This window comes from Janthinobacterium kochi (assembly GCF_051380715.1).
GTDB lineage: Bacteria > Pseudomonadota > Gammaproteobacteria > Burkholderiales > Burkholderiaceae_D > Janthinobacterium.
This window is the reverse complement of record NZ_JBNYXO010000001.1, coordinates 513,870-539,232: the sequence shown is the minus strand read 5'-3', so window position 1 is coordinate 539,232 and position 25,363 is coordinate 513,870. Positions and strand designations below refer to the sequence as shown.

General features: G+C 62.4%; 25 protein-coding genes. 14 read left to right on the top strand and 11 right to left on the bottom strand.

The annotated features are described in order from the left end of the window. Nucleotide 1 precedes the first annotated feature (1 nt). Together ACQ4WL_RS02585 and ACQ4WL_RS02580 are read left to right on the top strand one after the other, a co-directional pair. Nucleotides 2-1,117, top strand: coding sequence for a T6SS immunity protein Tli4 family protein (locus tag ACQ4WL_RS02585; protein WP_436507883.1), 1,116 nt, complete (start codon nt 2-4; stop codon nt 1,115-1,117). A 71-nt stretch (nt 1,118-1,188) separates the two neighbouring features. Continuing rightward, on the top strand, nt 1,189-1,668 hold the full coding sequence (locus ACQ4WL_RS02580) for a GNAT family N-acetyltransferase (RefSeq protein ID WP_436507881.1): 480 nt from the start codon (nt 1,189-1,191) through the stop codon (nt 1,666-1,668). 4 nt (nt 1,669-1,672) lie between these two features. On the opposite strand, the gene ACQ4WL_RS02575 is transcribed toward ACQ4WL_RS02580, so the two are convergent. From ACQ4WL_RS02575 to ACQ4WL_RS02555, 5 genes are all read right to left on the bottom strand, one after another. Continuing rightward, the gene (locus tag ACQ4WL_RS02575; protein ID WP_436507879.1) at nt 1,673-1,846 is read right to left on the bottom strand and encodes a hypothetical protein; all 174 of its coding nucleotides are present in this window, start codon (nt 1,844-1,846) and stop codon (nt 1,673-1,675) included. Then, nucleotides 1,839-2,216: a DUF2750 domain-containing protein gene (locus tag ACQ4WL_RS02570; protein WP_436507877.1), complete on the bottom strand. Its 378-nt coding sequence runs from the start codon at nt 2,214-2,216 to the stop codon at nt 1,839-1,841. The genes ACQ4WL_RS02575 and ACQ4WL_RS02570 overlap by 8 nt, the downstream gene beginning before the upstream one ends. A gap of 86 nt (nt 2,217-2,302) precedes the next feature. Beyond that, nucleotides 2,303-2,689, bottom strand: coding sequence for an Imm1 family immunity protein (locus ACQ4WL_RS02565; RefSeq protein ID WP_436507875.1), 387 nt, complete (start codon nt 2,687-2,689; stop codon nt 2,303-2,305). Continuing rightward, entirely contained in the window at nt 2,686-4,329 is a 1,644-nt protein-coding gene (locus ACQ4WL_RS02560; RefSeq protein ID WP_436507873.1) for a SulP family inorganic anion transporter, read from the bottom strand. The genes ACQ4WL_RS02565 and ACQ4WL_RS02560 overlap by 4 nt, the downstream gene beginning before the upstream one ends. A 69-nt stretch (nt 4,330-4,398) precedes the next feature. Then, complete coding sequence (locus tag ACQ4WL_RS02555) at nt 4,399-4,980, bottom strand: TetR/AcrR family transcriptional regulator (RefSeq protein WP_436507871.1); 582 nt, start codon at nt 4,978-4,980, stop codon at nt 4,399-4,401. 127 nt (nt 4,981-5,107) lie between these two features. Here ACQ4WL_RS02555 and ACQ4WL_RS02550 point away from each other — a divergent pair, with 127 nt between their 5' ends. The 3 genes from ACQ4WL_RS02550 to ACQ4WL_RS02540 all read left to right on the top strand — a co-directional run bounded on the left by ACQ4WL_RS02550 (nt 5,108) and on the right by ACQ4WL_RS02540 (nt 9,400). Further along, the gene (locus ACQ4WL_RS02550) at nt 5,108-6,085 is read left to right on the top strand and encodes an SDR family oxidoreductase (RefSeq protein ID WP_436507869.1); all 978 of its coding nucleotides are present in this window, start codon (nt 5,108-5,110) and stop codon (nt 6,083-6,085) included. 3 nt (nt 6,086-6,088) lie between these two features. Beyond that, on the top strand, nt 6,089-6,964 hold the full coding sequence (gene ku / locus ACQ4WL_RS02545) for a non-homologous end joining protein Ku (protein WP_436507867.1): 876 nt from the start codon (nt 6,089-6,091) through the stop codon (nt 6,962-6,964). A 123-nt stretch (nt 6,965-7,087) separates the two neighbouring features. Next, a complete protein-coding gene (locus ACQ4WL_RS02540) occupies nt 7,088-9,400 on the top strand; it encodes a PAS domain S-box protein (RefSeq protein ID WP_436507866.1) in 2,313 nt (770 codons plus the stop codon). On the opposite strand, the gene ligD is transcribed toward ACQ4WL_RS02540, so the two are convergent. Continuing rightward, on the bottom strand, nt 9,384-11,873 hold the full coding sequence (ligD, locus tag ACQ4WL_RS02535) for a DNA ligase D (protein ID WP_436507864.1): 2,490 nt from the start codon (nt 11,871-11,873) through the stop codon (nt 9,384-9,386). The genes ACQ4WL_RS02540 and ligD overlap by 17 nt on opposite strands. Nucleotides 11,874-12,106: 233 nt before the next feature. Here ligD and ACQ4WL_RS02530 point away from each other — a divergent pair, with 233 nt between their 5' ends. From ACQ4WL_RS02530 to ACQ4WL_RS02505, 6 genes are all read left to right on the top strand, one after another. Beyond that, on the top strand, nt 12,107-12,418 hold the full coding sequence (locus tag ACQ4WL_RS02530; RefSeq protein WP_436507862.1) for a hypothetical protein: 312 nt from the start codon (nt 12,107-12,109) through the stop codon (nt 12,416-12,418). A 223-nt stretch (nt 12,419-12,641) separates the two neighbouring features. Continuing rightward, complete coding sequence (locus ACQ4WL_RS02525; RefSeq protein ID WP_436507860.1) at nt 12,642-12,995, top strand: hypothetical protein; 354 nt, start codon at nt 12,642-12,644, stop codon at nt 12,993-12,995. Between the two features lie 41 nt (nt 12,996-13,036). Then, entirely contained in the window at nt 13,037-13,369 is a 333-nt protein-coding gene (locus ACQ4WL_RS02520; RefSeq protein WP_436507859.1) for a hypothetical protein, read from the top strand. Between the two features lie 201 nt (nt 13,370-13,570). Continuing rightward, a complete protein-coding gene (locus tag ACQ4WL_RS02515; RefSeq protein WP_436507858.1) occupies nt 13,571-14,590 on the top strand; it encodes a serine hydrolase domain-containing protein in 1,020 nt (339 codons plus the stop codon). A 115-nt stretch (nt 14,591-14,705) separates the two neighbouring features. Beyond that, the gene (locus ACQ4WL_RS02510) at nt 14,706-15,050 is read left to right on the top strand and encodes a hypothetical protein (protein WP_436507856.1); all 345 of its coding nucleotides are present in this window, start codon (nt 14,706-14,708) and stop codon (nt 15,048-15,050) included. Nucleotides 15,051-15,091: 41 nt separating this feature from the next. Next, on the top strand, nt 15,092-15,355 hold the full coding sequence (locus ACQ4WL_RS02505) for a hypothetical protein (protein WP_436502982.1): 264 nt from the start codon (nt 15,092-15,094) through the stop codon (nt 15,353-15,355). Nucleotides 15,356-15,540: 185 nt separating this feature from the next. Here ACQ4WL_RS02505 and ACQ4WL_RS02500 read toward each other — a convergent pair whose 3' ends face one another. The 5 genes from ACQ4WL_RS02500 to ACQ4WL_RS02480 all read right to left on the bottom strand — a co-directional run bounded on the left by ACQ4WL_RS02500 (nt 15,541) and on the right by ACQ4WL_RS02480 (nt 22,787). Continuing rightward, nucleotides 15,541-16,986, bottom strand: coding sequence for an efflux transporter outer membrane subunit (locus ACQ4WL_RS02500; RefSeq protein ID WP_436508343.1), 1,446 nt, complete (start codon nt 16,984-16,986; stop codon nt 15,541-15,543). 44 nt (nt 16,987-17,030) lie between these two features. Next, nucleotides 17,031-20,231 carry an efflux RND transporter permease subunit gene (locus ACQ4WL_RS02495; RefSeq protein WP_436507854.1) on the bottom strand — a complete coding sequence of 1,067 codons (3,201 nt, stop codon included), beginning with the start codon at nt 20,229-20,231 and terminating at the stop codon, nt 17,031-17,033. A 2-nt stretch (nt 20,232-20,233) separates the two neighbouring features. Further along, nucleotides 20,234-21,478, bottom strand: coding sequence for an efflux RND transporter periplasmic adaptor subunit (locus ACQ4WL_RS02490; RefSeq protein ID WP_436507853.1), 1,245 nt, complete (start codon nt 21,476-21,478; stop codon nt 20,234-20,236). 281 nt (nt 21,479-21,759) lie between these two features. Further along, nucleotides 21,760-22,620, bottom strand: coding sequence for an alpha/beta hydrolase (locus ACQ4WL_RS02485; protein ID WP_436507851.1), 861 nt, complete (start codon nt 22,618-22,620; stop codon nt 21,760-21,762). Further along, nucleotides 22,617-22,787: a hypothetical protein gene (locus ACQ4WL_RS02480; RefSeq protein ID WP_353656495.1), complete on the bottom strand. Its 171-nt coding sequence runs from the start codon at nt 22,785-22,787 to the stop codon at nt 22,617-22,619. Before ACQ4WL_RS02480 ends, ACQ4WL_RS02485 begins: the two co-directional genes overlap by 4 nt. Nucleotides 22,788-22,977: 190 nt before the next feature. Between ACQ4WL_RS02480 and ACQ4WL_RS02475 the strand changes: the two genes are divergently transcribed. Genes ACQ4WL_RS02475 through ACQ4WL_RS02465 form a run of 3 tightly spaced genes read left to right on the top strand, consistent with a single transcriptional unit; the run spans nt 22,978 to nt 25,360 of the window. Beyond that, the gene (locus ACQ4WL_RS02475) at nt 22,978-23,940 is read left to right on the top strand and encodes a LysR family transcriptional regulator (RefSeq protein WP_436507849.1); all 963 of its coding nucleotides are present in this window, start codon (nt 22,978-22,980) and stop codon (nt 23,938-23,940) included. Then, nucleotides 23,937-24,908: a D-2-hydroxyacid dehydrogenase gene (locus ACQ4WL_RS02470; protein WP_436507847.1), complete on the top strand. Its 972-nt coding sequence runs from the start codon at nt 23,937-23,939 to the stop codon at nt 24,906-24,908. The genes ACQ4WL_RS02475 and ACQ4WL_RS02470 overlap by 4 nt, the downstream gene beginning before the upstream one ends. Further along, the gene (locus ACQ4WL_RS02465; protein ID WP_436507845.1) at nt 24,905-25,360 is read left to right on the top strand and encodes a hypothetical protein; all 456 of its coding nucleotides are present in this window, start codon (nt 24,905-24,907) and stop codon (nt 25,358-25,360) included. The genes ACQ4WL_RS02470 and ACQ4WL_RS02465 overlap by 4 nt, the downstream gene beginning before the upstream one ends. Nucleotides 25,361-25,363: the final 3 nt, after the last annotated feature.

The following is a 25,363-nucleotide window of genomic DNA, read 5'->3' as shown; positions in this document are numbered from 1 at the left end:
CATGTTAAATTATAAAAAAATTCTCATTATTGCGATAATTGCACTACCTTCAAGGACAATGGCAAATGAAACAATTCCAAGTAAGAAACATGAGGAAAATAAAATGCATACAAACACAATACCAATAAAAAAAATAGAAAATTTATTTCAAAAAACAAAAAAACTTTGCTTTGGAAGATATTTATTAAATCTACCAAACGAGGCAGAGTTAATAATCGGAAATTCTGAAGTTGAACTATTTAAAGGAGGACCTGAATCTTTAAAACATCAAGCAGAAGTTGACTTAAAAAAAATACGATCTTTAAATATTTCCCCTGAAATTATTTATAATGGAAATGGACCAATAGAAAACAGTTGGCAACTTCGATATTACAATAGCAAATCAGCCAAAGAAGACAATTTCATAATTTATCGAACCTTAATCAACAAAGGGAATTTCATATTTGCCATAGGCGACGCAGTAGATAATGGTGACACCGAAAGAGCAACAGCGGAAAGACAATTCCTTCAAGCAAAAAGTCTGCGTTTGCGTGCTACTGAAGAAATTCCGGTCACGCCTGGCCTTTGCGTAGAGCATGGATTCATAAGTGAAAATCAGTATAAATATCAAGAAATAGACGACGTAGGTATTTTTTTACCCAGCTTGCCAGATGTTACTTTCTCCATCAGTTCAAATAAGGATGCATACGGTGACTACCCGCCGACAGAGTTTGAATCAAGGTTGCGTGGAGAACTATCACTACTCAGTCGCATACAAGACGCAAAAAAAATGCAAGGCAATCACTATCCCAAGCGCACCTTGCTGCGCGAGGGCAAACGCAACGTCCAGCACTGGAAAGGCGAAGAATCGCTGATACGTCGTACCGATGGCGTCCATGATTTTGAATGGGCATTTGTAGGCAAACCGAAAGACATCGCAAATCCATCTGTGCTGGAAGTCAAGATGTACACCAAAGTCGCCCACAACATGGTCGGCGCCGCCGAAGCCGCGTCGCTGACGGACGAAGAGGCCATCGCCTTGTGGGACAAGCTGCTGTCGGGCTTGAAGTTCCGGGTGAAAGTGCCGGGTGCGCCGCCGGGCTCGTACTACATCGATCCGGACAAGCCGGCGCAGTGATGGCTGGATAAGCTCATGCTGGCGCCATGCCAGCCATTGCGCTAGCATGCTCCTTTTGCCTGGAAGCGTCCATGCCCATCACCCTGCGCCCCGCCCTGCCCCTCGATATCGACGCCCTGTGGGCCCTGCGCACGGTGGCCGTGCGCGTCAGTTGCGCCTCGCACTATGCACCGGAGAAAATTACTGTCTGGACGGCCTCGCCCGTGCCGCCTGCATATGCCGCCATGCTGGCCGCAGGTGGCGGCATCGTGGCGATGCAGGGCGAGGTCATTGCCGGCTACGCCATGCTGAACGTCGACAAACACGAAGTCGATGCCGTGTTTGTCGATCCGGCGCGCGCGGGGCTGGGGATCGGCAAGCGCCTGCTGGCGGCGCTGGAGCAACTGGCGCGCGGCTGCGGTATTGCGCGCCTGCATCTGTCCGCGTCGCTCAACGCCGTGCCGTTTTACCGGGCCGCAGGGTTTATCTCCTTGCGCGAAGAAGCGTATGCGCACCCCAGCGGCATCAGCCTGGCCAGCGTGGCGATGGAAAAGGCGCTGGCCCCCGCCTGAGCCGTCAATCTTCCGTGGCAGCAGTTTCGGATTCGGCCAGACATTGCTGCAGCTTCGCGATCAGCGCGCGCACTTCGTCGTTCCCCAGGTCCAGCGGGTCGCCCTGCGCACCCACGGCGATCAGGCAGATGGCCGAGCCGTCGTACCAGGCGTCCAGGCGTTCTTCCTGATTATTCATATTGTCTGGCGTCCTCTCGCAGGTCGGCAAGCAGATCGACAGGCGCCGCGATACTGGCGCTGCCTTGCGGCACGGGGAACACGGAAGCCGGCTGGCCATTGCTCGCCATGCCGGGCAGCCATTTGTTCAGAAAATCGCCGAGCGCGATGGCGTGCGGCTGGAAATCCGCCCAGTCGCCGCTGGCACACGCTTGCGCGAATGCGGCTTCCGGCCAGAACGGGATGGCGACCTTGCCGTCGACTTGCGCCGTGGCCCAGCCATCGCGGTGCAAGCCCCACACTTCTTGCGTATCAGCCACCTTGCGCACAAAGTAGGCATGGCGTTCGACGGACGACAGCCCCGCCACCTGCTTGAATTTTTCAGGATGCATAGTTTTCTCCTACCCCGTCAAACCTGCCCTGGCGTCCAGCGCGGCCAGCAAATCCTTGTCCATCTCGGCAACGATGGTTTGCGGCATCAATCCGCCTCCCACGCGATGCTCGCCGGCCGGGCGCCGCCTGTCCTGAAAAACGCGATGCAAGCCCGCTGGCATTGTTCCACCTCCACGCACCATGCCTCGGGATACTCATCCACCTGGCCATTCGACAGCAGATAGCTGCAGGTACCCTCTGCCTCCTCGTCGCCCAGCGAGTGAAAACTCAGGTCATCCTGCCCCGACAGATACATCAGCCAGGCGTCGCCGCCATTGCGCAGCATGCACAGGGCAGGCCCCTGCTCCGCCTCCGTCGCCCTGGTCAGCCACAATTCGCATTGCGCCAGCGCACGCGCTTCCTGCAGCGCCTGTTGCAGCGCAAGGAGGCTATCAATCTCACGCGGCTCACCGTGCAGATTCAGTTCCATCATCCTGTTTTGCTCCCGCTCAAATCATTCATCGCCAGCGCCGTGCTCAGGTACAGCTTGCCGCTCAGGTCTTGCAGCAGGCTGCTCTGGCGCAGGCGGTCCATCACGGGTCCCTTCACTTCGGCCAGGTTCAGGCTGATGCCGCGCTTGCTCAGTGCGCTATTGAGTTCGATCAAGCCCAGCAAGGCCGTGCTGTCGATCTGGTTGACGGCCGACAACACCAGCACCAGGTGGCGCGCCGTCGGATGGCCGCGCAATTCGTCTTCCACGCGCTCCGTGACGGCCTCGACGTTGCCGAAGAACAGGCCCGCGTCGATGCGCAGCAGCAAGACGTCGGGCAGCGTTTGCGCCTCGTAGCGCTCCACGTTGCGGAAGTGCTCACTGTTCGGGATGCGCCCCAGCACGGCGATGTGCGGACGGCTGGCGCGCCAGATCAGGGTGCCCATCGACAGCAGCACGCCGATCACCACGCCCGCTTCCACGCCCAGCACCAGCACGCCGGCCGTGGTCGCCAGCAGGGCCAGCGCATCGCTGCGATCGTAGCGCCACGACAGTTTCAAGGTGTCCCAGTCCAGCAGGCTGCTCACGGCAAAGATGATGGTGGCCGCCAGCACGGGCAGCGGCAGCAGCGCCAGCCAGCCCGTGGGCGCCACCAGCGTCAGCGCCAGCAAGCCCGCCGTGATGATGCTGGCCAGCGGCGTGTTGGCGCCCGCCTGGAAATTGACGGCCGAGCGCGAGATGGAACCGGTGACGGGAAAGCCGCCCGACAGCGCACTGGCCACGTTGGCCGCGCCCAGGCCCAGCAGTTCGCGGTTCGTATGCAGCTTTTCACCGCGTTTTTGCGCCAGGGTCTGGGCGGCGGACATGCTCATCAAAAAGATGATGAAGGCGATCAGCAGCGCCGGCGACAGCAAGGTGCGCCAATGGGCGCTTGAGGTGGCCAGGTTCAGGCCCGGCAAGCCGCTGGGCACGTGGCCCGTCGTCTGCACGCCCATCGTTTCCAGGCCGCCATAGGCGACAAGCGCGATGCCGGCCAGCACCAGCGCCATCGGCGCCAGGCGCGCGCCCACGTCGGCCGCCACCTTGCTCAGGCCGCAACGCTGCAGCAGGCGCGACGCGTAGCGCTTGGCCAGCCACAGAAACAGCAGGCCGGACAGGCCGAGGAGCAGGCTCGGCGTGTGCCAATGGGGCCAGGTGGCGCCCAGCAAGGGCGTGATCTGGCCCCAGATGATCAGGATTGCTGCGCCATTGCTGAAGCCGCTAATCACGGGGCGCGACAGGAAACTGGCCATGAAGCCCAGGCGCAGCACGCCGCACAGCAGCAGGACCAGGCCGCTGATGAAGGCCAGCTGGGCGGCCAGGACGATATACAGGGAAGAGCCGGGGTCGGCCAGCGGCGCCAGGGCGGCCGCCGTCATCAGCGAGACGATGGCCATGGGCCCCACCGATTGCGTCATGCTGCTGCCGAACAAGGCGTACAGCACGGGCGGCAAGATGCTGGCGTAGATGCCCACCACGGGCGGCAAGCCGGCCACCAGCGCGTAGGCCATGCCTTGCGGCACCATCATCATGGCGACGACGATACCGGCAGTGATGTCCCCGGCCAACAGAGGACGCCGGTATTGCCTGAGCCAAAGCAGCATGATGAAATCCCAAAAATCTGAAAACCGAAGCCTATCATGCGACGAGGCCGGCTGACAGGGGGGATGTGATCACTCTTGCAGCAATTGCGCCTTCACGGCATCGAGGATTTCCGCCGACAGCGCTTCGTCATCGACGGAACGGGCCAGCACCATGGCACCCACCATGGCGGCAAACGTGGTGATCGCCTGCTGGCGTCGTTGCTCCGGCGTGCAATCCGGTGCGCCCTCGGGCAGCAAGCCCTGCAGCAAGGCGAACTGCTGCTGCGTCGCCTTGGTAAAGGCGGGACGCGCGCCGGGCGACATGCGCGCCGCATCGACGCCCATGGCCGCCGCCGGGCAGCCGCCGCCCGGCTGGTCGCGGTGCCGGGTGGTCAGATAGTTCTCGATAATGGCCGGCAACGCATGCTGCGGGTCGCTGGCGACCTTCGCCCGCCAGCCTTCCAGCGATTTTTCCAGGGCATGCTGGCACGCCTCGATCATCAAGTCTTCCTTGGACGCGAAGTGACCATAGAAGCCGCCATGCGTGAGACCTGCGCTCTTCATCAGGTCGGCCACGCCGATGCCGTCATAGCCTTTTTCGCGGAACAATCTGGCCGCCACGTCGACGATGCGTTCGCGGTTCAGCGCCGCCTGTTCCCTGCTCACTTTCATGCTGCTCTCCCGTAATTATGTCAATCATCATATAACTTTGTGCCTGTTTTCGCCACTCTGTTAGCAAGCGCACCGTTCGATGCTGGTGCCGCGCCGATACTGGATCTTCGTTTCCACGGAGGCCAGCATGAACGAGAACAAGGACCAGTCCGCCGGTAACTTGCAGCGCAGCATCCAGCAAGAGCAGGATAGCCGCGATGCCGCCAAAACAAGTAAACAAGACAGCAAGTCCCCCGTGCAGACGGGCAGCCGCAGCCAGCCTGCCCCGCCCCTGCCCGCCCAGCGCCTGGACAAGCCGGGCATCGAAGGGGAGATGCAGTTGAAACCCCGCTTCCTGGCGCCCGACTACTGCGGCAGCGGCAAGCTGGCCGGCATGGTCGCCATCATCACAGGCGGCGATTCGGGCATCGGCCGCGCCGTGGCCGTGCTGTACGCGCGCGAAGGGGCCGATGTCGTCATCATTTACCTGAACGAACATGCAGACGCCAATGAAACGAAGCGCTATGTGGAAGCGGAAGGCCAGAGCTGCCTTTTGATTGCCGGCGACGTGCGCGAGCAGGGCTTTTGCCAGCAAGCCGTCAGCCAGGTGCTAGAACGGTTCACGCATATCGACATACTGGTAAATAATGCCGCCTTCCAGGAGCACGCGGAGTCCTTGCTGGACCTGAGCGAGGAGCGCTTCGACCTCACCATGAAAACCAATGTCTACGGTTACTTTCACATGGCCAAGGCCGTGCTGCCCCATTTGCAGCGCGGTGCCTCCATCATCAACACGGGCTCCGTGACGGGCTTGCAAGGGTCCAAGCACTTGCTCGACTATTCCACCACCAAGGGCGCCATCCATGCCTTCACCATGGCGCTGGCCGGCAACCTGCTCGACAAGGGCATCCGCGTCAACGCCATCGCGCCAGGTCCCGTCTGGACGCCCCTCAACCCGGCCGACAAGACGCCCGAGGAAATCGCGAAATTTGGCGCCGACACGGACATGCGCCGCCCGGCCCAGCCCGAGGAATTGTCGCCGGCCTACGTCTTTTTGGCCTCGCCCGCCTGTTCCAGCTACATCACAGGCATCATCCTGCCCGTCACCGGCAGCGTGGGGAACTAGGCCATGGCGCGTGCATTGTGGAAAGGCGCCATCAGCTTCGGCCTCGTGCATATCCCCGTCGAGCTGATTTCAGCCAGTCTCGACCATGAACTGGATTTATCCATGCTGGACCGGCGCGACTTCGCGCCCATCGGCTACAAGCGCTACAACAAGAAGACGGGCAAGGAAGTCGGGTGGGAGGACATCATCAAGGGCTATGAATACAAAACGGATGAGTACGTGGTGCTGTCCGAAGAAGACTTGAAACAGGCGAATGTGAGGGCCACACAAACCATCGATATCCTCACCTTTGTCGATGCGGTCGAGGTGCCACTGACCTTTTTCGAGCATCCGTATTATTTGCTGCCCGCCAAGGGCGGCGAGAAAGCCTATGCCCTGCTGCGCGAGACCTTGCGCAAGGCGAATAAGGTGGGTATCGCCAGTGTCGTCATGCGCACCAAGCAGCATTTGTGCGCGCTCGTCTGCGTCGGCGACGCCATCGTGCTCAACACCCTGCGCTACGCTGATGAACTGCGCCCTACGGATGAGCTGGACTTGCCTGGCAGCACCCTGAAGGCGGCGGGCATTACCGACAAGGAACTCAAGATGGCCCTGTCGCTGGTGGACGGCATGAGCGAAACGTGGCAACCCGGGCAATACCACGACAGCTATCGCGAAGACGTGCTGGCGCTGGTCAAGAAAAAAATCAAGGCCAGGCAGACCAAGACCATTACGCCGCCCGCTCCCGAGGCACAAGAAGAGCACGGCAGCAATGTGATCGACCTGGTCGCCCTGCTGCAGCAAAGCCTGGGCAAGAAAATGCCCGCCGCGCCGGCCCGCAAGCGCGCGGCCTCGTCCGCCTCCCGCAAGCCGCCGCCAGCCAAGCGCAAGGCGGCCTGAACCAAGCCTGCCAGTCGGGGAGAATTTTTCATGATATAAAGGCATTGACTTTGATCAAGCTTTTCACTAGCTTATACACACAGCTTGCCGCCCGGCAAGCCCTGTCATGCGTGCGGGAAACCAATGGATGCCGAGTTAGATCAGCTTATCCTCAGCGGCGCCCCTGGTGGCGTCGTCATCACCAACGAAGACCATGCCGTCGTGCGCTGGACGGCCGGGGCGCAGCGCATTTTCGGCTATGCCAGCGACGAAGCGCTGGGCCGCATGCTGTGGGAACTGATCTCGCTGCCGGGACAAGCCGAGGTGGCCCCGCACATCGACGAACAGCTGGCACTGCATGGCAGCTATGACCGCGAATCGCTGCGGCAGCGCAAGGATGGCGAACTCATCTACGTTGACGTGGCGTGCCAGACCGCACACGCCACGCCGGACGGCCCCCGCTACCTGATTTCCACCATGAAGGACAGCACCTTGCTGAAGGCGGCACGCGACGCCCAGTTTGTCGACGTGCGCTACCGGGTGCTGTTCGAATCGACGCCGGACAGCGTCATCATGGTCAACGCCACGGGCGCCATCGTGCTGGCCAACCAGCAGGCGCAGCGCCTGTTCGGCTATGCGGAAGGCGAATTGAGTGGCAGGCAAATCGATACCCTGCTGCCGCAACGCCTGCGCCACGCGCACGTGGGACACCGCGCGCGCTATTTCGACCAGCCCCGTACGCGCACCATGGGCGCCGACCTGGAATTGCTGGGTTTACGCAAGGACAACGTCGAGTTCCCCGTCGAAATCAGCCTCTCGCCGATCCAGACGGAGATCGGCACCTTCGTCATCAGCGCCATTCGCGACGTCAGCGACCGCCGCCGGGCCGAGCAAAAGTTCCGCGGCTTGCTCGAATCGGCGCCGGACGCCATCGTCATCGTCAACGGCGATGGTGAGATCGTGCTCGTCAATTCGCAAACGGAACGCCTGTTCGGTTATTCCCGCGCTGAGTTGCTTGGGCATAATGTGGAAGTGCTGATCCCGGCCCGCTACGCCGCCGAGCATCCGCATCACCGGCAAGCCTTTTCCTCGGCGCCGCGCGCCCGCTCCATGGGCGCGGGCCTGGAACTGTACGGCTTGCGCCGCGATGGCACCGAATTTCCCGTCGAAATCAGCCTGTCGCCGCTGGAAACGGAAGAAGGCGTGCTGATCTCGTCGGCCATCCGCGACATCACCGAGCGCAAGCGCATCGAACGCACGCTCAACGAACAGAAAATCGAACTTGAGCGGGCCAGCCAGGCGAAGGACCGCTTTCTCACCAGCATGTCGCACGAGCTGCGCACGCCGCTCAATGCCATCCTCGGCTTTGCCCAGCTGCTGGCCAACGAATCGCTGCCCGCGACCGCGCTGCAAAAACGCACCTTCGTACAAAACATTGTCACCTCGGGCCGCCATCTGCTCACCCTGATCAATGAAATCCTCGACCTGGCGAAGATCGAATCAGGCAGCCTGAGCCTGTCGATCGAGCCGGTGGCGCTGCCCGCACTGCTCGAGGAAGTGCGCGTGATGGTGGAAGAACAGGCGCAGCAGCGCCAGCTCGAGATGGTCTTTTCGGACTGCGCGCAGCTGACAGTCAGGGCCGACCATACGCGCCTCAAGCAGGTGCTGCTGAACCTGCTGTCGAACGCCATCAAGTACAATCGCCAGGCCGGCACGGTGGTGCTGGAACTATCGCAGCCCGCTGCGCAGCGCGTGCGCATCGCCATCCGCGACACGGGCAAGGGCCTGGACGACGCGCAGATGGCGGAACTGTTCCAGCCATTTAACCGCCTGGGACAGGAGGCCGGCAGCGAGGAAGGCACGGGCATCGGCCTGGTCGTCACCAAGCGCCTGGTCGAGCTGATGGGCGGCGCCATGGGCGTGCACAGCTGCGTCGGCGTGGGCAGCGTATTCTGGATCGAACTCGACACCATGGCTGCACTGCCCGCCAGCCTGCCGCAGGCAACGCAAGGCCAGCAAGGGCCCGCTGGCGAAGCGGGCGACGATGCCGGCGGCCAGGCGCTGCTGCTGTACGTGGAGGATAATCCGGCCAGCCTGCGGCTGGTGCAAGACATCGTCAGCTTCCTGCCCCATCTGCGCATGATCTCGGCTACCGACGCCCGCCAGGGCATCGCGCTGGCGCTGGAACGCCGTCCCGATGTCATCTTGATGGATATCAACCTGCCCGGCATGAATGGCAACCAGGCACAGCGCATCCTGCGCAACGATCCCCGCACGGCGCACATCCCCGTCATCGCCCTGACGGCCAACGCCATGAAGGGCGACATCCGGCATGGCCTGGCCTCGGGGTTTTTCCACTACCTGACCAAACCCGTCGAGATTCCCCAACTCAACGCTGCCATCGACGAAGCACTGCAACTGTCGCGCGCCAGCCTGCCGTTCAAGCCGGCGCAGTGAATCCCAGTTTCTGCATGGCCCCATCGATGCCCCTGGCGCTACGCGCATAGCCCGCCCAGGCGGCATTGCCCACGTCGAGGCGGCTGTGGACGTTGCACACGGTCCATTGATCGCCCGCCGTCAGCTTGTCGAGCTCATTCCAGGCCAGCGGCACGGAAATGCCCAGCCCCGAGCGCGTGCGCGCCGACCACGCGCACACGGTGGTGGCGCCGCGTCCGTTGCGCAAATAATCGATGAAGATCTTGCCGACGCGGTTGGCAGGACCGCTCTTGACGACAAAGCGCGCCGGTATGTGCTGCGCCATGTGCGCCACGATGGCTTGCGAAAACGCCTTTACCGTATCCCAGTCGTATTTCGGGCGGATCGGCACGACCACGTGCAAGCCCTTGCCACCGCTGGTTTTCAGCCAGGCGGGCAGCCCCAGCTCCGTCAGGAAGGCGCGCAGCAGCACGGCCGCTTCGCGGATCGCGGCCCAGGCCACGCCCTTGCCCGGGTCCAGGTCAAACACCATGCGGTTCGGCGTGTCGTAGGCGCTGGCCAGCGCGTTTTGCGTGTGGAATTCCACCACATTCCACTGCGCCGCAGACAACAAGCCCTGTACGCTGGCCACTTCCAGCATGGCGGCATGCTCGGGATCGAGACCGGGATCGAGCTGTTTGACACCGGGCATGGTCGAGGTATCGGCATGTTTCTGGAAAAACAGCTCGCCGCCCACGCCGGCCGGCGCGCGCACCAGCGACACGGGCCGGCCCCGCAGATGCACAAGCATCAGATTGCCCACCAGCGCGTAATAGCGCACCAGATCGATCTTGCGCGCACCGCTGTCCCTGTCGATCACCCGGTCCGCATGGCTGACCTTGAAACTGGCCGGCAAGACGCTGTCCGGCGTGGCTTGGTTCTGCATCGTCGTCTCCCTGTCGATCCGCTGTGCCCGCTCGCGCACGATGGCGGCCGGCTTTTTATCCTCACGCAAGCCGTGAAACACGGCATGGCGCACGGCGCCGCCACGGGTCCATTGCGCAAAACTCACTTCGGCCACCAGTTGCGGCTTGACCCAGATGGGCTGGCGCACGCCACCCGCCCTGCCCGCGAACGGACTGGCCTCGGCGGCCAGAGAATCGAGCCGGCGCCGCAAGTCGCGCAAGGCCGCATCGTCAAAGCCGCTGCCCACATTGCCAGCATAGCGAAGTTTGCCCTCGTCGTCATGCACGCCCAGCAGCAGCGAACCGATGCCTTCGCGCGCGCCCTGCGGCGCCGTGTAGCCGCCGATGACGAATTCCTGGCGCAGCCCGCATTTGAGCTTGATCCAGTCGCCCGAGCGGCGGGTGACGTAGGGTGAGCCGCGCCGCTTGCCGATCACCCCTTCCAGCCCCAGCCGGCAGGCGTGGGCCAGAATCTGCTGCGGCTTCGCATCGAGCGCGGCGCTGAAGCGCACCAGGGGCGAGGCGGGCAATTGTTCCAGCAGCCCCTGCAGCAGTGCCCTGCGCGCCTCGACCGGCTGGCCTCGTACATCGTGGCCATCGAAATACGCCACGTCGAACAGGTAATACACGATCTCGCTGGTGTTTTCCGCGTCGAACGCGCGCTGCAAGGCGCCGAAATCGGGATGGCCGCTGGCGTCCATGACGACGATTTCGCCGTCATACCAGCCTGATGGCAAGCCCAGCTTTTCCAGCGCCTGGCGCAACTTCGGCAGTTTCGCCGTCCAGTCATTGCCATTGCGCGTGATCAACTTGACCCGTTCCCCATCGCAACGCGCGAGGATGCGGTAACCGTCGAATTTCATCTCGAAAATCCAGTCGTGCGCATCTGGCGGCGGCGCATCGACCAGGGTGGCCAGCTGGGGCGACACGGTGGCGGGCAAATCGCCATCCGGCGCTGCGGCAGCCACTTTGCGCTTGGGCATGGCCTTGTTCCTGACGCTGTCGGGGAACTCGTCCACGACAGAAAATTCCAGTGCCGGCCGGGCAAATGCGTCTTTTTCCTTGATCAGCAGCCAGGCTGGCTGCTTTTCGCTGCGCTTGTCTCCCTTGCCTTTCATGCGTACCAGCACCCAGTTGCCATGCATCTTGTGGCCATGCAGGGTGAATTTCAGCTCGCCAGCAGCCAGCGCCTTGCGCGCATCGGGCGTGGACGGCTGGGGCTGCCAAGTCCCCTGATCCCAGATGATGACCTTGCCCGCACCATACTGTTTTTCGGGGATCGTGCCTTCAAAACTGGCATAGGCCAGGGGATGGTCTTCCACCTGCACGGCCATGCGCTTGTCGCGCGTATCGTAGCTGGGCCCTTTCGGCACGGCCCAGCTTTTCAGCGTACCATCCAGTTCCAGGCGGAAGTCATAATGCAAACGGCTGGCCCAGTGCTTCTGGATGACGAAGGTGAGCGCCTCGCCCGCCTCCTCGCCGCCATCCGCAGGCTCGGGCGTGACAGCGAAATTGCGCTTGGCTTGATAGGTTTTCAAGGCGGTTTTCATGACGAACCCATGCGGTGACGATGGCATCGAGTCTGGGCTGCTACAGGCCGTGGCGCGGTACGCCAGCTAACAGAGTGCGTCGACGCGTGCAGGCCATGCGGCAAGGCAGTCACACGGCAAGTGTAAGCATTTGTAATGGCGTGTCAACGCTATTGCCGCACGGCGCGTTTTTGCCTCAGTGACAGGGGAAATGCATCTCCTGAACTACAACCCACTTCTCGAGGAACTGCACCATGAAAAAAGTAATTGCTACTCTGATCGCCGGCTTGTTCGCTACCGCAGCCTTTGCTCAAACGCCAGCCGCGCCTGCCAAGGCCGAAACCAAGCACACCAAGGAAGTGGTAAAAGCAGAAGCGAAAGAAACCAAGGCCGTCGTGAAAGCCGATGCGAAAGAGGCGGTCGTCGCCGCCGATGCGAAAGCCGATGTTGCCAGCGCCAAGGCCGACGCCAAAGCCACCAAGGCCAAAGCCCATCAAAAAGCCAATAAAGCCAAAGCAAAAGCCGCCGAAGACAAGGCTGAAGCGACCGCAGCAGCAGCCAAATAATCAGTTTCGCGCGTTTTTTTGCGCCACACGAAAAGACAGCTTCGGCTGTCTTTTTTCATTTTTAATACCACATCATGCAGCAACGTCGCCTAAAACACCTGATTGTAAGAAAGTGTAAACAAGGTCAACGGCAACCTTGCGGGGCGCGTTTTATGCTCAGTGACAGGGGAATCATCCCGACACCAACAGACATACCAGACAAACCACCACTGAGGACTGCACCATGAAAAAACGCATTTTCAACCTGAGCGCTACCCTGATCGCCGGCCTGTTCGCTACCGCTGCCTTTGCCCAAACGCCTGCAGCTCCTGCCACCCCGGCAGCGCCCGCCAAAGTGGAAGCGGCCCATACCAAGGCTGCCGTGAAAGCCGACGCCAAGGAAGCGCAAGCCGTCGTGAAAGCCGATGCCAAAGAAGCGAAAGCCGTCGTCGCCGCCAAGACTGAAGTGGCCAGCGCCAAAACGGAAGCAACGGCCACCAAAGCCAAGGCGCATCACAAAGCCAAGCACACCAAGGCCAAGGCCGATGCAAAACTGGCTTCGGCCACCGCTGAAGCCGCGCCAGCAGCAGCCAAGTAATCATCGACACCCCATCGCTCCCCACTCGCCAGGAACATAAAATGAAAAAAGCTATCGCCACCCTCGTCGCCAGCCTGTTCGCTACCGCAGCCTTCGCCCAAACCCCTGCCGCCCCAGCAGCCTCGGCTCCCGCCAAGGCGGAAGCGGCCCACACGAAAGCCGTGGCAAAGGCAGAAGCCAAGGAAACCAAGGCTGTCGTGAAAGCCGATGCCAAGGAAGCGGTCGTCGCCGCCGATGCGAAAGCCGATGTCGCCAGCGCCAAGGCCGATACCAAAGCCACCAAGGCCAAGGCCCATCACAAGGCCAGCAAAGCCAAAGTGAAAGCGGACGCCGTCAAAGCAGACGCAGCAGTTGCTGCCACACCGGCCAAGTAAGCACGAACATCGTCACGGGAGCGCGTCCGCCGGGTCTGCGCTTGCGTGACCACTTCGCCTGCACTACCAGGGACAGCTTCGGCTGTCCTTTTTGCATGGCGCTCCTTCATGCAAACTTCATCGAACAGGCCAGCTTGCGCGCGACAAAGCGACGCACATGAGGGACACTGGCACTCCGACTATTGCCTCGAAGCCCAGCCCATGCGCCACCTGCCCTTGCTCCTGATTGCCGCCCTGTGCCTGTCTTGCGCTGCCCGCGCGCAAGACACCCCCGCCACCCTGGAGCAAGCCTTGCAAGCCCAGGACGGCGACAGCCATGGCGACTTGCGCGCCGTCGTCGTGCTGCGCGATGGCGCCATCGTCGCCGAACGCTATTACAACGGCGAGACGGCCGACACCCTGCACGACATCCGTTCGGCCGGCAAGAGCATCACCGCGCTGCTGTTGGGCGCGGCCGTGGCGCGGGGCCAGCTGGCGACAACAAAAACGGTGGGCGAGTACTGGCACGAAGTGGCTGGCAGCCCTGCGGGCAAGGTCGCCCTCGACGACTTGCTGACCATGCGTTCGGGCCTGGCCGCCTTTGATGAAGACGAACAGTCGCCGGGCAATGAAGACAAGCTCGATGAGGCGCCCGATCCCGCCGCCTTCGTGCGCGGCGTGCCGGCCGCAACAAAGCCGGGCAGCACCTATCGCTACAACTCGCTGGGTTCCTACATCGCAGGCAGAGTGGTGGAAAACGCCAGCGGCGCCGACCTGGAAGACTACGCCGCCAAGGTGCTGTTCGCACCGCTGGGCATCACGCGCTGGAGCTGGGGCCGCGACGTGGCCAAGCACCCGAAAGGCCAGGGCAATCTGTCGCTGCGCGCGCGCGACACGGCGAAAATTGGCCAGATGGTGCTCGACGACGGCACGCTCGATGGCCGGCGCGTGATCGACGCGGCATGGATCAATGCCATGCTGGCGCCGCGCGTGGCCATCGGCGCCGTGGACCGCTACGCCGACAGCTATGGCTATTTCTGGTACGCGAAGACGCAGGACATCGGCGGAAGGAAGATCGCCGTGTATTTCGCCTCGGGCAATGGCGGCAACAAGATCTATGTGATGCCGGCGCGCCGCATGGTGGTCAGCATCGCATCGAGCGCGTATGGCAAGGGTTATGGGCAGCGCCGTTCGGAAGACATCCTCAAAGCCATCCTGAAGGCGGATGCAACGCAGATGTAAGCGTTTGTAATGACCGTCAACGCAAGCGTCCGGGGGCGCGTTTTATGCTCAGTGACACGGGAATCATCCCGCCACCAACAGACATACCAGACAAACCACCACTGAGGACTGCACCATGAAAAAAGTTATCGCTACCCTGATCGCCGGCCTGTTCGCTACCGCTGCCTTTGCTCAAACGCCAGCAGCTCCTGCCACCCCGGCAGCAGCCTCGGTTCCCGCCAAAGTGGAAGCGGCCCACACCAAGGCTGTCGTGAAAGCCGATGCCAAGGAAGCGCAAGCCGTCGTTAAAGCCGATGCGAAAGAAGCGAAAGCCGTCGTCGCCGCCAAAACGGACGTGGCCAGCGCCAAAGCGGAAGCGGCCACAACGAAAGCCAAGGCACACCACAAGGCCAAGAAAACCAAGGCCAAGGCTGACGAAAAACTGGCATCGGCGACCGCCGAAGCGGCTCCAGCCAAGTAATTCCGACACACTTACTGACCACACACACCAAGGATAATAAAATGAAAAAAGTCATCGCCACCCTGATCGCCAGCCTGTTCGCCACCGCCGCTTTCGCCCAGACGCCAGCCGTCGCGCCAGTCGCGCCAGTGGCACCGATTCCTGTCGTCGCCCCTGTCGCCAAGGCTGAAGCACCGGCAGCAGCCGTCAAGCCAGCGGCGCACAAGAAAGCCAAGCATCACAAGGCGAAGAAAGCAGCACCGGCGACGCCAGCAGCTCCAGCCGCAGCGGCAGCCTCCGCACCGGCAGCAGCGCCAGCCAAGTAATCAGCACCGCAGCAACTGAAAAGACAGGGTTTTCCCTGTCTTTTTTTTCGTCCGCTTTTTCGTGTATTTATTTCGGCATCAGTACCGTGTGACAATAAAAAAACGGCGCCGTGTTGTGCACGACGCCGCTTTCACGATGCTTTCCTTGCCGCGGGCCGGGAATGCCAGCCCGCGGTGCCGGGAAACTAGTTGGCCGCCACCTGCGGCTCGACATCTCCCCAGCCGCCGCCCAGGGCGCGGATCAGCGCCACCGTGGTGACGGCGCGGTTGCCGCGCAGCTGCACGGCGTTGCGCTCGATGGCCGCTAGGTTGCGCTGCGCGTCGAGCAGATCGAGGTAGCTCGAACGGCCCGCGTCGTACAGCTTTTGCGCCAGGTCGGCCGAGCGGCGCGCCGAAACGACGGCTGCGTCGATCTGCTGCGTCTGGCCCGACAGGATGCGCAGGCCGGCAAGGTTGTCTTCCACCTCGGCGAAAGCGACCAGCACGCTCTGGCGATACGTCGCCACCGACTCTTCCAGCTGCGCTTCGCTGCGGCTCACGGCAGCTTTATTGCGGCCACCGTCGATGATGGGCATCGACATCAGGGCGCCCAGCAGCCAGGAGCGGCTGCTCCATTTGAAGATGTCCGAGAAGGTATCGGACGCGCCGCCGCCGGAAGCATTCAGGGTCAGGGCCGGGAACATGGCCGATTTCGCCACGCCGATGCGCGCATTCGACGCTTCCATGGTGCGCTGTGCCGACGCGATGTCGGGACGGCGTTCCAGCAAGGAGGACGGCATGCCGGCCGGGATCACGGGCAGGAAGCCGCTATCCTGCAGCGGGTTGACGCTCGCCGTGAAACTGGCGGCAGGTTTACCCAGCAGGACAGCCAGCGCATGCTCGCCGGTGGCGCGCTGGCGCTGCAGGCCGATGGCCTCGGCGCGCACGGTCGACAGCTCCGTGCGGGCACGCGACAGGTCAAATTCGCCGATGTCGCCCAGGTCATAGCGGCGCTGGTTCACATGCACGCTTTCCTCGCGCAGGCGCACCGTCTGCTCCAGGGTCGCCAGTTCGGCGTCCGTGGCGCGCAGCTGGAAGTAGGTCTGCGCCACGTCGGCCTGCAAGGACAGGAGCACCGAGCGATACGTCGCCTCCACGGCCAGCGCATCGCTGCGCGAGGCGCTGACATTAGCGGCCACTCTGCCGAACAGATCGACTTCGTAGCTGGCCGTCAGGCTGGCCTGGTAGACATTGGTCGCCGCCACCGGCGCGCCATTCGGCAAGCCGAGCGACACGGCGGAAGCGCGGTTGCGCTGGCCGCCCACGTTCACACCGACTTGCGGGATGCGGTCCGCTTCGGCGATGCCGGCAATCGCCCTCGCCTGCTTGACGCGGGCGGCGGCGACGGCCAGGTTGGCGTTCGCCTGCGTGGCTTCGTTGATCAAGCCGGTCAAAGCCGGATCATTGAACGCCAGCCACCATTCGCCGCGCGCCTGGCGCTCGGCTGGCACGCCCTGCTTCCAGCGCGTGCCGTCGGCCGCCGTCTGCACGGCCGGCAAGCTTTGCGCTTCCTTGAACGCCGTCGGCGTCTCGATCTGCGGCTGCTTGAACTCGGGCGCCGCGCAGGCCGCCAGCAGCACGGCCGCGGCCATGGCGGTCAGCACAGGCTTGACGCGCCAGATGATTTCCTTGGTTTTCAATATATATCTCCTTCCAGGTCCAGCGCTGGCGCGGCGACAGGCTTGGCGGCAGCGGCGGCTGGTTTTTTCTCAAAACGCTGCGCCAGGGTGCGCAGCAGTACATAGAACACGGGCGTCAGGAACAGGCCGAAGAAAGTCACGCCCAGCATGCCGGCGAAGACTGCCACACCCATGGCATGGCGCATTTCCGAACCTGCGCCGTGCGAGAACACGAGGGGCACCACGCCCATGATGAAGGCGATCGACGTCATCAGAATCGGACGCAGACGCAGGCGGCACGCTTCCAGCGCCGCTTGCACGACGCTGCGGCCATGCTCTTCCAGTTCGCGGGCAAATTCCACGATCAGGATCGCATTCTTCGACGCCAGCCCCACCAGCACGAACAGCGCGATCTGGGTAAACACATTGTTGTCGCCGCCGGTCAGTTTGACGCCCAACAGCGCGCAGAGGATCGACATCGGCACGATCAGGATCACGGCCAGCGGAAGGGTCCAGCTTTCGTACTGGGCGGCCAGCACCAGGAACACCAGCAGCACGCACAGCGGGAAGACATAGATCATCGTATTGCCGGACAAGATGTCCTGGTAGGTCAGCTCCGTCCACTCGTACGAAATCCCCTGCGGCAGCACTTCCTTGGCGATGCGTTCCAGCGCCGCTTGCGCCTGGCCGCTCGATACGCCAGGGGCGGCGCCGCCGTTGAAATCGGCTGCGGCATAGGCGTTGTAGCGCTGCACGCGGTCAGGACCATAGCTGTCCTTGACGCGCATCAGCGACGACAGCGGGATCATTTCGCCTTTGTTACTACGCACCTTCAGCTGCGCGATATCCTGCGCATGTGAACGGAACGCGGCATCGGCCTGCACGCGCACCTGGTAGGTACGGCCAAACTGGTTGAAGTCATTCACGTACAGCGAACCGAGGTTGATCTGCAAGGTCTGGTAAATGGTCGCCAGCGGCACGCCCATCTGCTTGGCTTTCACGCGGTCGACATCGGCAAACAGCTGCGGCACGTTGATCTGGTAGCCCGAGAACACGCCCGCCAGTTCCGGTGTCTGGTACGCTTTCGCGGCCAGTGCCTGGGTGGCGTTATACAGCGCGTCGTAACCGAGGTTGCCACGGTCTTCGATCATCATCTTGAAGCCGCCGATGGTGCCCAGGCCGTTGACCGGTGGTGGCGGGAAGACCATGATGAAGGCATCCTGGATACCGCCCAGGCGCTTGTTGATCTCGGCCGCGATGGCGCCGCCCGACAATTCCTTGGTGGTGCGCTCATCGAACGGCTTCAGCGTGGCGAAGACGATGCCGGCGTTCGGCGCATTGGTAAAGTCGTTGATCGACAGGCCGGGGAAGGCGATGGTCGATTCGACGCCAGGCACCGACTTGATGACGTCGGACATGCGGCGCACGACATCTTCCGTGCGGTCCAGCGAAGCGGCGTCTGGCAATTGCGCAAAGCCCACCAGGTATTGCTTGTCCTGCGCTGGCACGAAGCCGGCCGGCACGGACTTGAAGGTAAAGATGGCGGCAACGACCAGCAGCGCATACACGCCCAGCGAGGCGCTCTTGCGGCCCAACACACCTTTTACACCCGCTTCATAGCGGTGCGAAGCGCGGCCGAAGAAGCGGTTGAACCAGGCGAAGAAGCGGCCGAAGACCATGTCCATGCCGCGCGTCAGCGCGTCTTTCGGCGCATCGTGCGGTTTCAACAGCGCAGCCGACAGGGCCGGCGCCAGGGTCAGCGAGCTGAATGCGGAGATCACGGTCGAAATGGCAATCGTCAGCGCGAACTGGCGGTAGAACTCGCCCGACAGGCCAGGCACGAAGGCGATCGGCACGAACACGGCGCACAGCACCAGGGCGATGGCGACGATAGGACCGCTCACCTCTTTCATGGCCTGGATGGTGGCGTCGCGCGGCGACAAGCCTTCCTCGATGTTGCGCTCGACGTTTTCCACCACCACGATGGCGTCATCGACGACGATACCGATGGCCAGCACGAGGCCGAACAGCGACAGGGTGTTGATCGAAAAGCCAAAGCCCAGCATCACGGCAAAGGTGCCGACAATCGAGACGGGGACGGCCAGCAGCGGAATGATCGAGGCGCGCCAGGTTTGCAGGAAGATGATCACCACCAGCACCACCAGGGCGATCGCTTCGAGCAGGGTATGGATCACCGCTTCGATGGACGAGCGCACGAACTGCGTGGGGTCGTACTCGATGCGGTATTCCACGCCTTGCGGGAAGTCTTTTTTCAGTTCGTCCATCTTGGCGCGCACGTCGGACGACAATTGCAGCGCGTTGGCATTCGGCGCTTCGAAAATACCCATGCCGACGGCAGGATTATTGTTCAGCAGCGAACGCAGCGAGTAGCTGTTGGCGCCCATTTCCACGCGCGCCACGTCTTTCAGGTGCGTGATGGCGCCGTCGGCATTCGTGCGCACGATGATGGCGCCAAATTCCTCGGGCGTCTGCAGACGACCCTGGGTGTTGACGGTCAGCTGGAAGTCCGAGTTCTTCGCTGGCGAGGCGCCGATTACGCCGGCGGCCACCTGCACGTTCTGCTCGCGGATGGCGTCGACGACGTCATTGGCCGTCATGCCGCGCGCCGCCACCTTTTGCGGATCGAGCCAGATGCGCATGGCGTAGTCGCCCGCGCCGAAGATCTGGATGTCGCCCATGCCGGGCAGACGGGCCAGTTGATCCTTGACGTTCAGCACCGCGTAGTTACGCAAGTACATGTCGTCATAGCGCTTGTTCGGCGAGACCAGATGCACCACCATGGTCAGATTCGGCGACGATTTCACCGTCGTCACGCCGATCTGGCGCACTTCCTCGGGCAGGCGCGGCAAGGCGCGCTGCACGCGGTTCTGCACCTGCGTCTCGGCCTGCTCGACGTTGGTGCCGATCTTGAAGGTCACGGTCAGCATCATCGCGCCATCGGACGTGTTTTGCGAGGACATGTAGAGCATGTTCTCGACGCCGTTGATCTGCTCTTCGAGCGGCGCGGCGACGGTTTCAGCGATCACTTTCGGGTTGGCGCCCGGGTATTGCGCGCGCACCACCACGGATGGCGGCACGACGTCGGGATATTCGGAGATGGGCAGGCCGAATATCGACAGCAGCCCGGCCACGAATATGACGATCGACAGCACCGCCGCGAAAATCGGCTTGTCGATGAAAAAGCGGGAAAAATTCATGTTTATTCCTTGGAAGTCGATGCTGCTTTCGCGGCGATCTTGGCGTCTTTTACTTCAGGTTTTGCGGGGGCGACTGGCGCGGTCGGGTCAAAATCCATGGCCACCATCTGCGGCGTCACGGGCGCGCCGGGGCGCACGCGCTGCAAGCCGTTGACGACGATTTTCTCGCCCGCTTTCAAGCCTTCGCGCACCACGCGCAAGCCGTCCGAGTTCGGGCCCAGCTTGACGGCACGGTATTCAGCCTTGTTATCAAGCCCCACCACGTAGACGTATTTGCGGCTCTGGTCCGTGCCGACGGCGCGGTCGGAGATCAAGAGCGCCGTGCTTTGCGCCTGCGGACCGTTGCCACCGTCGAGCAAGATGCGCGCGAACAAGCCTGGCACCAGCTGGCGCTCGGCGTTGGCGAAGGTGGCGCGCATGCGCACGCTGCCCGTGGCCGGGTCGAGCTGGTTGTCGACGAATTCCAGCTTGCCTTCGTGCGGGAAGCCCGTTTCGTTGGCCAGGCCCACCTTGACGGTGACGGGCGTGCCCTTTTGCGCCGTACCGGCCACACGCAGATACGTATCTTCATCGCCGTCGAAGCTGGCGTAGATGCGGTCCGTCGACACCACCGAAGTGAGGATGGCGGAAGCGTCGATCAGGTTGCCGACAGTGATTTCGGCCTTGCTGACACGGCCGCTGATCGGCGCCTGCACCTGCGTGTACGACAGGTTCAGCTTGGCCGCTTCATACGCGGCTTGCGCCGAGCGGGCGTTCGCGTCCAGCTCTTTCAAGCCCGAGGCTTTTTCATCGAATTCACGCTGGGCGATGGCTTTTTCGGCCAGCAGTTTTTCTGCGCGCGACAGTTCCAGCTTGGCCAGTTCGGCCTTGGCGCGGGCGGAAGCTGCCGTGCCTTCGGCGCGCGACACTTCAGCCTGGAACGGGCGCGGATCGATGACGAACAGCACCTCGCCCTTTTTCACTTCGCTGCCCGGCTTGAAGTTGACGGCGGTAATGAAGCCGCCGACGCGCGAGCGGATTTCCACGCGCTCGATCGCTTCCAGGCGGCCCGAGAATTCCTGCGTTTCCGTGATCTGTTTTTCAACGACGGCAGCGGCCGAGACGGGCGGGCCGCCGGCCGCTGGCGCGTCGGGCACCTTGCTGTTGGCCGAATCGCAGCCGGCCAGGCTCACGGCCACCAGGCCTGCCAGCGCGAGCGAGGCAGCCAGGGGCTTCAGCAGAGTGGAAAATTGTTGAACGTTTTTCATTTTATTTCCCTGTTTTATGAAAATTTTTAATGGTATGGGCGGCAGGAAGCAACCCAGCTAAAAGTGGAAACTGCAGCGTATGGTGGTGCCATGGCGCCCGACGGCGCTCGATCAAAGGTAAACAGGCCGCCAACTGCGTAAAAGCGGACGGGGACGACGAAGCTGGCTGTGCGAGCGCACAACGCAGACAAGATGGGAACTACACTGCGTAGTGTAGCAACCGGAACTCAAAAAGTAAACTAGTTAGTGTAAGTTTTTTTGCGGTACCGCCGATGGCGGCTTTAAGACTCGGGCTCCTGCCCCAGTCCAGCGACAAAGCTGGCGATTTCACTCAATACCTGCACCTTGCAGGCGCACTCATTGCGTGCGCCTGCATCCTGCAGCGGCGCGGCGGCCATGCGCCGCACGGTGGTCTTGATGCCGCAGGCGATCAGTTTGCTGCCGTATTGTTCAGCTTCGTCGCGTAATGGATCATCTTCGCTGGACAATATCAAGGCTGGCGGCAGGTTCTTCAGGCGGCTCGACTGCAATGGCGACGCGTACGGATGGGTACGGTCAGCGGCATTCGGCAGGTAGCCACGGTAGGCGGCGGCGCATTGATCGGCCACTTCCGCCAGGTCAGGACAACTGGGCAAACTGCGCATCGAGCAAGTCGACAGGCCGGGGTCGAGCATGGGCATGATCAGCACCTGGCCCGCGAGGGGCGGTCCGCCCCGGTCGCGCGACATCATGGCGCATACGGCGGCCAGGTTGGCGCCCGCTTCGATGCCCGACACCACCATCTGCTTGCCCGTCCAGCCCAGCTTGGACTTGTTCTTTTTCGCCCACAGCAGCACGGCATGCGCGTCTTCCACGGCGGCGGGGAATGGCCGCACCTTCGCCAGCGTGTAGTTCGCGGCCAGCACCACATGGTCGGGGTTGCTCAGCACGAGGCAGCGCAGGAAGTCATCCGCATCGTCCAGGTCGCCGGCGACAAAGCCGCCGCCATGGAAGAAGACGATCAGGCTGGACTGCCTGGCGCCCGGCACGCCGGCCGTGTAGACGCGCGCGGCGAGCGCATCCTGCGCGCCCTGCACCTCGATGTCGCGTATCTTCAGCGCCTGGCCAGATGCCAGTTCGGCCGCGGTGTCGGCAACGCTCATTGCGCCACCACCGGCTGCACCGCAACATCGAGCACCGTGTCGTTCAGGCACAACAGGGCGACGCCGCCCACTTCATGGGTCAGGGCGCTATAAGCACTGGCTTCGCTTTGCGCCGCCAACGAGTAGGCATCCGTCGATACCATCGCGGCCAGAGCGAGCGAGCTCATAGCGAGAGCAAGCACTGCAAAGATTCCATTCCGATGACCCATGATTTTTCTCCTGTTGTACTTCCTGCGGCATCACATTTATGCTGCAGTACAACAACTATAGACTTGATCTACAATCTGATAAAGAGTGCAATGACGAATTGATTGTTCAGGATTCTGAATAATCGCGCATAAAGTGATAGGAAATCAAGTGAACAAGCTGCAAGCCATGGAAGTTTTCATCCAAGTCGTCGATGCGGGCGGCTTTACGCGCGCGGCGGAAAACATGCAGCTGCCGAAAGCCACCGTGTCGACCCTGATCCAGTCGCTGGAAGCGAGCCTGTCGGTCAAGTTGCTCAACCGCACCACGCGCCATGTCAGCATCACCTCCGACGGCGCCGCGTATTACGAACGCTGCGTGCGCATCCTGTCGGACGTGCGCGAAGCCGAGGAATCGCTGTCGCGCACGCGCTTGAGCCCCAGCGGGCGGCTGCGCGTGGATGCGCCCACGGCCCTGGCCAGCGAACTGATCATCCCCGCCCTGCCCGACTTTTTTGCCCGCTACCCGGACATCTCGCTGGAACTCGGTTGCAGCGACCGGCCCGTCGACCTGATCGAGGAAGGAGTCGACTGCGCCGTGCGCGGCGGAGAATTGGGCGATTTGAACCTGATCGCGCGCCGCGTCGGCGTATTGCATTTCATCACCTGCGCCGCGCCCGGCTATCTGGCGCGCTATGGCACGCCGCAGCACCCGAACGACCTGGCGCAGCACCGGGGCGTGAATTTTTTCTCCGCCAAGACGGGTAAAACGTTTGACTGGGATTTCACGCGCGCGGGCGAACGCATCCAGATGTCCATGCCCAGCCATATCGCCCTGAACGACTCGAACGCCTACGCGGCGGCCGGCCTGGCGGGCCTGGGCATCGTGCAAATGACGCATTTCATGCTTGCGCCGCTGATAGAACAGGGCAAAATGGTGGAATTGCTCGATGAATGGGAATCCGACCCGCTGCCCATCCACGTGATCTATCCACCCAACCGCCATCTGTCCGCCAAGGTGCGCGTGTTTGTCGAATGGGTCGCCGACATGTTTACCAACCACCCGGCCACGCAGCTCAAGGGCAAGAGCAACCTTCCCAGCGCGCGCGCCACCCAGACCGAGGCCCAGCCATGACTGCAGCAAGCACATCGTCCCACCGCATCGTCTTTCTCGACCGCGACAGCCTGATCGCCAGCGTGCGTCCGCCCGCCTTCGCGCACAGCTGGGAAGAGTATCCGCACACCAGGGGCAGCGAACAGACGGTGTCCCGCCTGCAAGGCGCCAGCATCGCCATCACGAATAAAGTCCCGCTGCGCGCGGCCGAGCTGGCCCAGCTGCCGGACTTGAAAATGATCGCCGTGGCCGCCACCGGCACGGATATCCTCGACCTGGCCGCCTGCCGCGAACGGGGCATCGTGGTGGCAAATATCCGCGACTATGCGCGCGCTACCGTGCCCGAGCATACGCTAGCGCTGATGCTGGCCCTGCGCCGCCAGTTGGTCGCCTACCGGGCGGACGTGGAAGCAGGTCTGTGGCAGGCATCGGACCGCTTCTGCCTGTTAGGCCACCCGATCCGCGACCTAGCCGGCAGCCGTCTGGGCTTGCTCGGTTACGGTGCGCTGGGCAAGTCCGTGGCGCAGCTGGGGCGCGCCTTCGGCATGCACGTCATCGTGCACAACCGTTCGCCCATCGATGAAGATGGCGTGACGCAGGTGAGCTTCGACGAATTGCTGGCCACTTCCGACGTGCTCAGCCTGCACCTGCCGCTGACGGACAAGACGCGCAATATCCTTGGCGCCAAGGAACTGACGCGCATGCAGCCGACAGCCCTTCTGATCAACACGGCGCGGGGTGGCTTGGTCGATGAAGCGGCGCTGGCCCAGGCCTTGAAAAACGGCGTGATCGCCGGCGCCGGTTTCGACGTGCTCTCCAAGGAGCCGCCGCTGCCCGACAACCCGCTGCTCAATTTGCGCCTGCCCAACTTCATCCTCACGCCGCATACGGCCTGGGCCAGTGGGGAAGCCATGCAGAAGCTGGCCGACATCCTGATCGGCAACGTGGAAGCATTTGAACGCGGGGCGCCCGTGAACGTGGTGGCATGAGCCTGTTAACCGAACTGGATGAACTGCTGTGCGGGGACGACGAGGAATACGAGCGCCTCGACTTGTTCCTCGAGGCGGACGAGCTGATCGGGCAACTACAGTCCGCCGACGTGCCCGCCCTGCTGGCCTTGTGGCCGCAGCGCAGCCTGTGCTGGCAACAGCGCTTTACGCAAGCAAGCAGCAACATCGACGGCGCCGTGCTGCGCGCCCTGCTGGCGGGTTTGCTGCAGATCAAGGAGACGACGCACGGCGTGTTTGAACTGATGAGCCGGCTGCCACCCGTGGCCGACACCTCCCCGCTCAGCGAGGCCCTGCTCGACTACGCCGAGCAAGCCTGGCAGGCGAACCAAGGGCGGCAGCGGAAAATCCAGATCAGTTGCTGGAGTTGCGGGCTGTCGGGCCGGCTGTTGAAGCGGCTGGGGTTCGTTGCCTGGAAGGATGCGGGACTGTAAGAA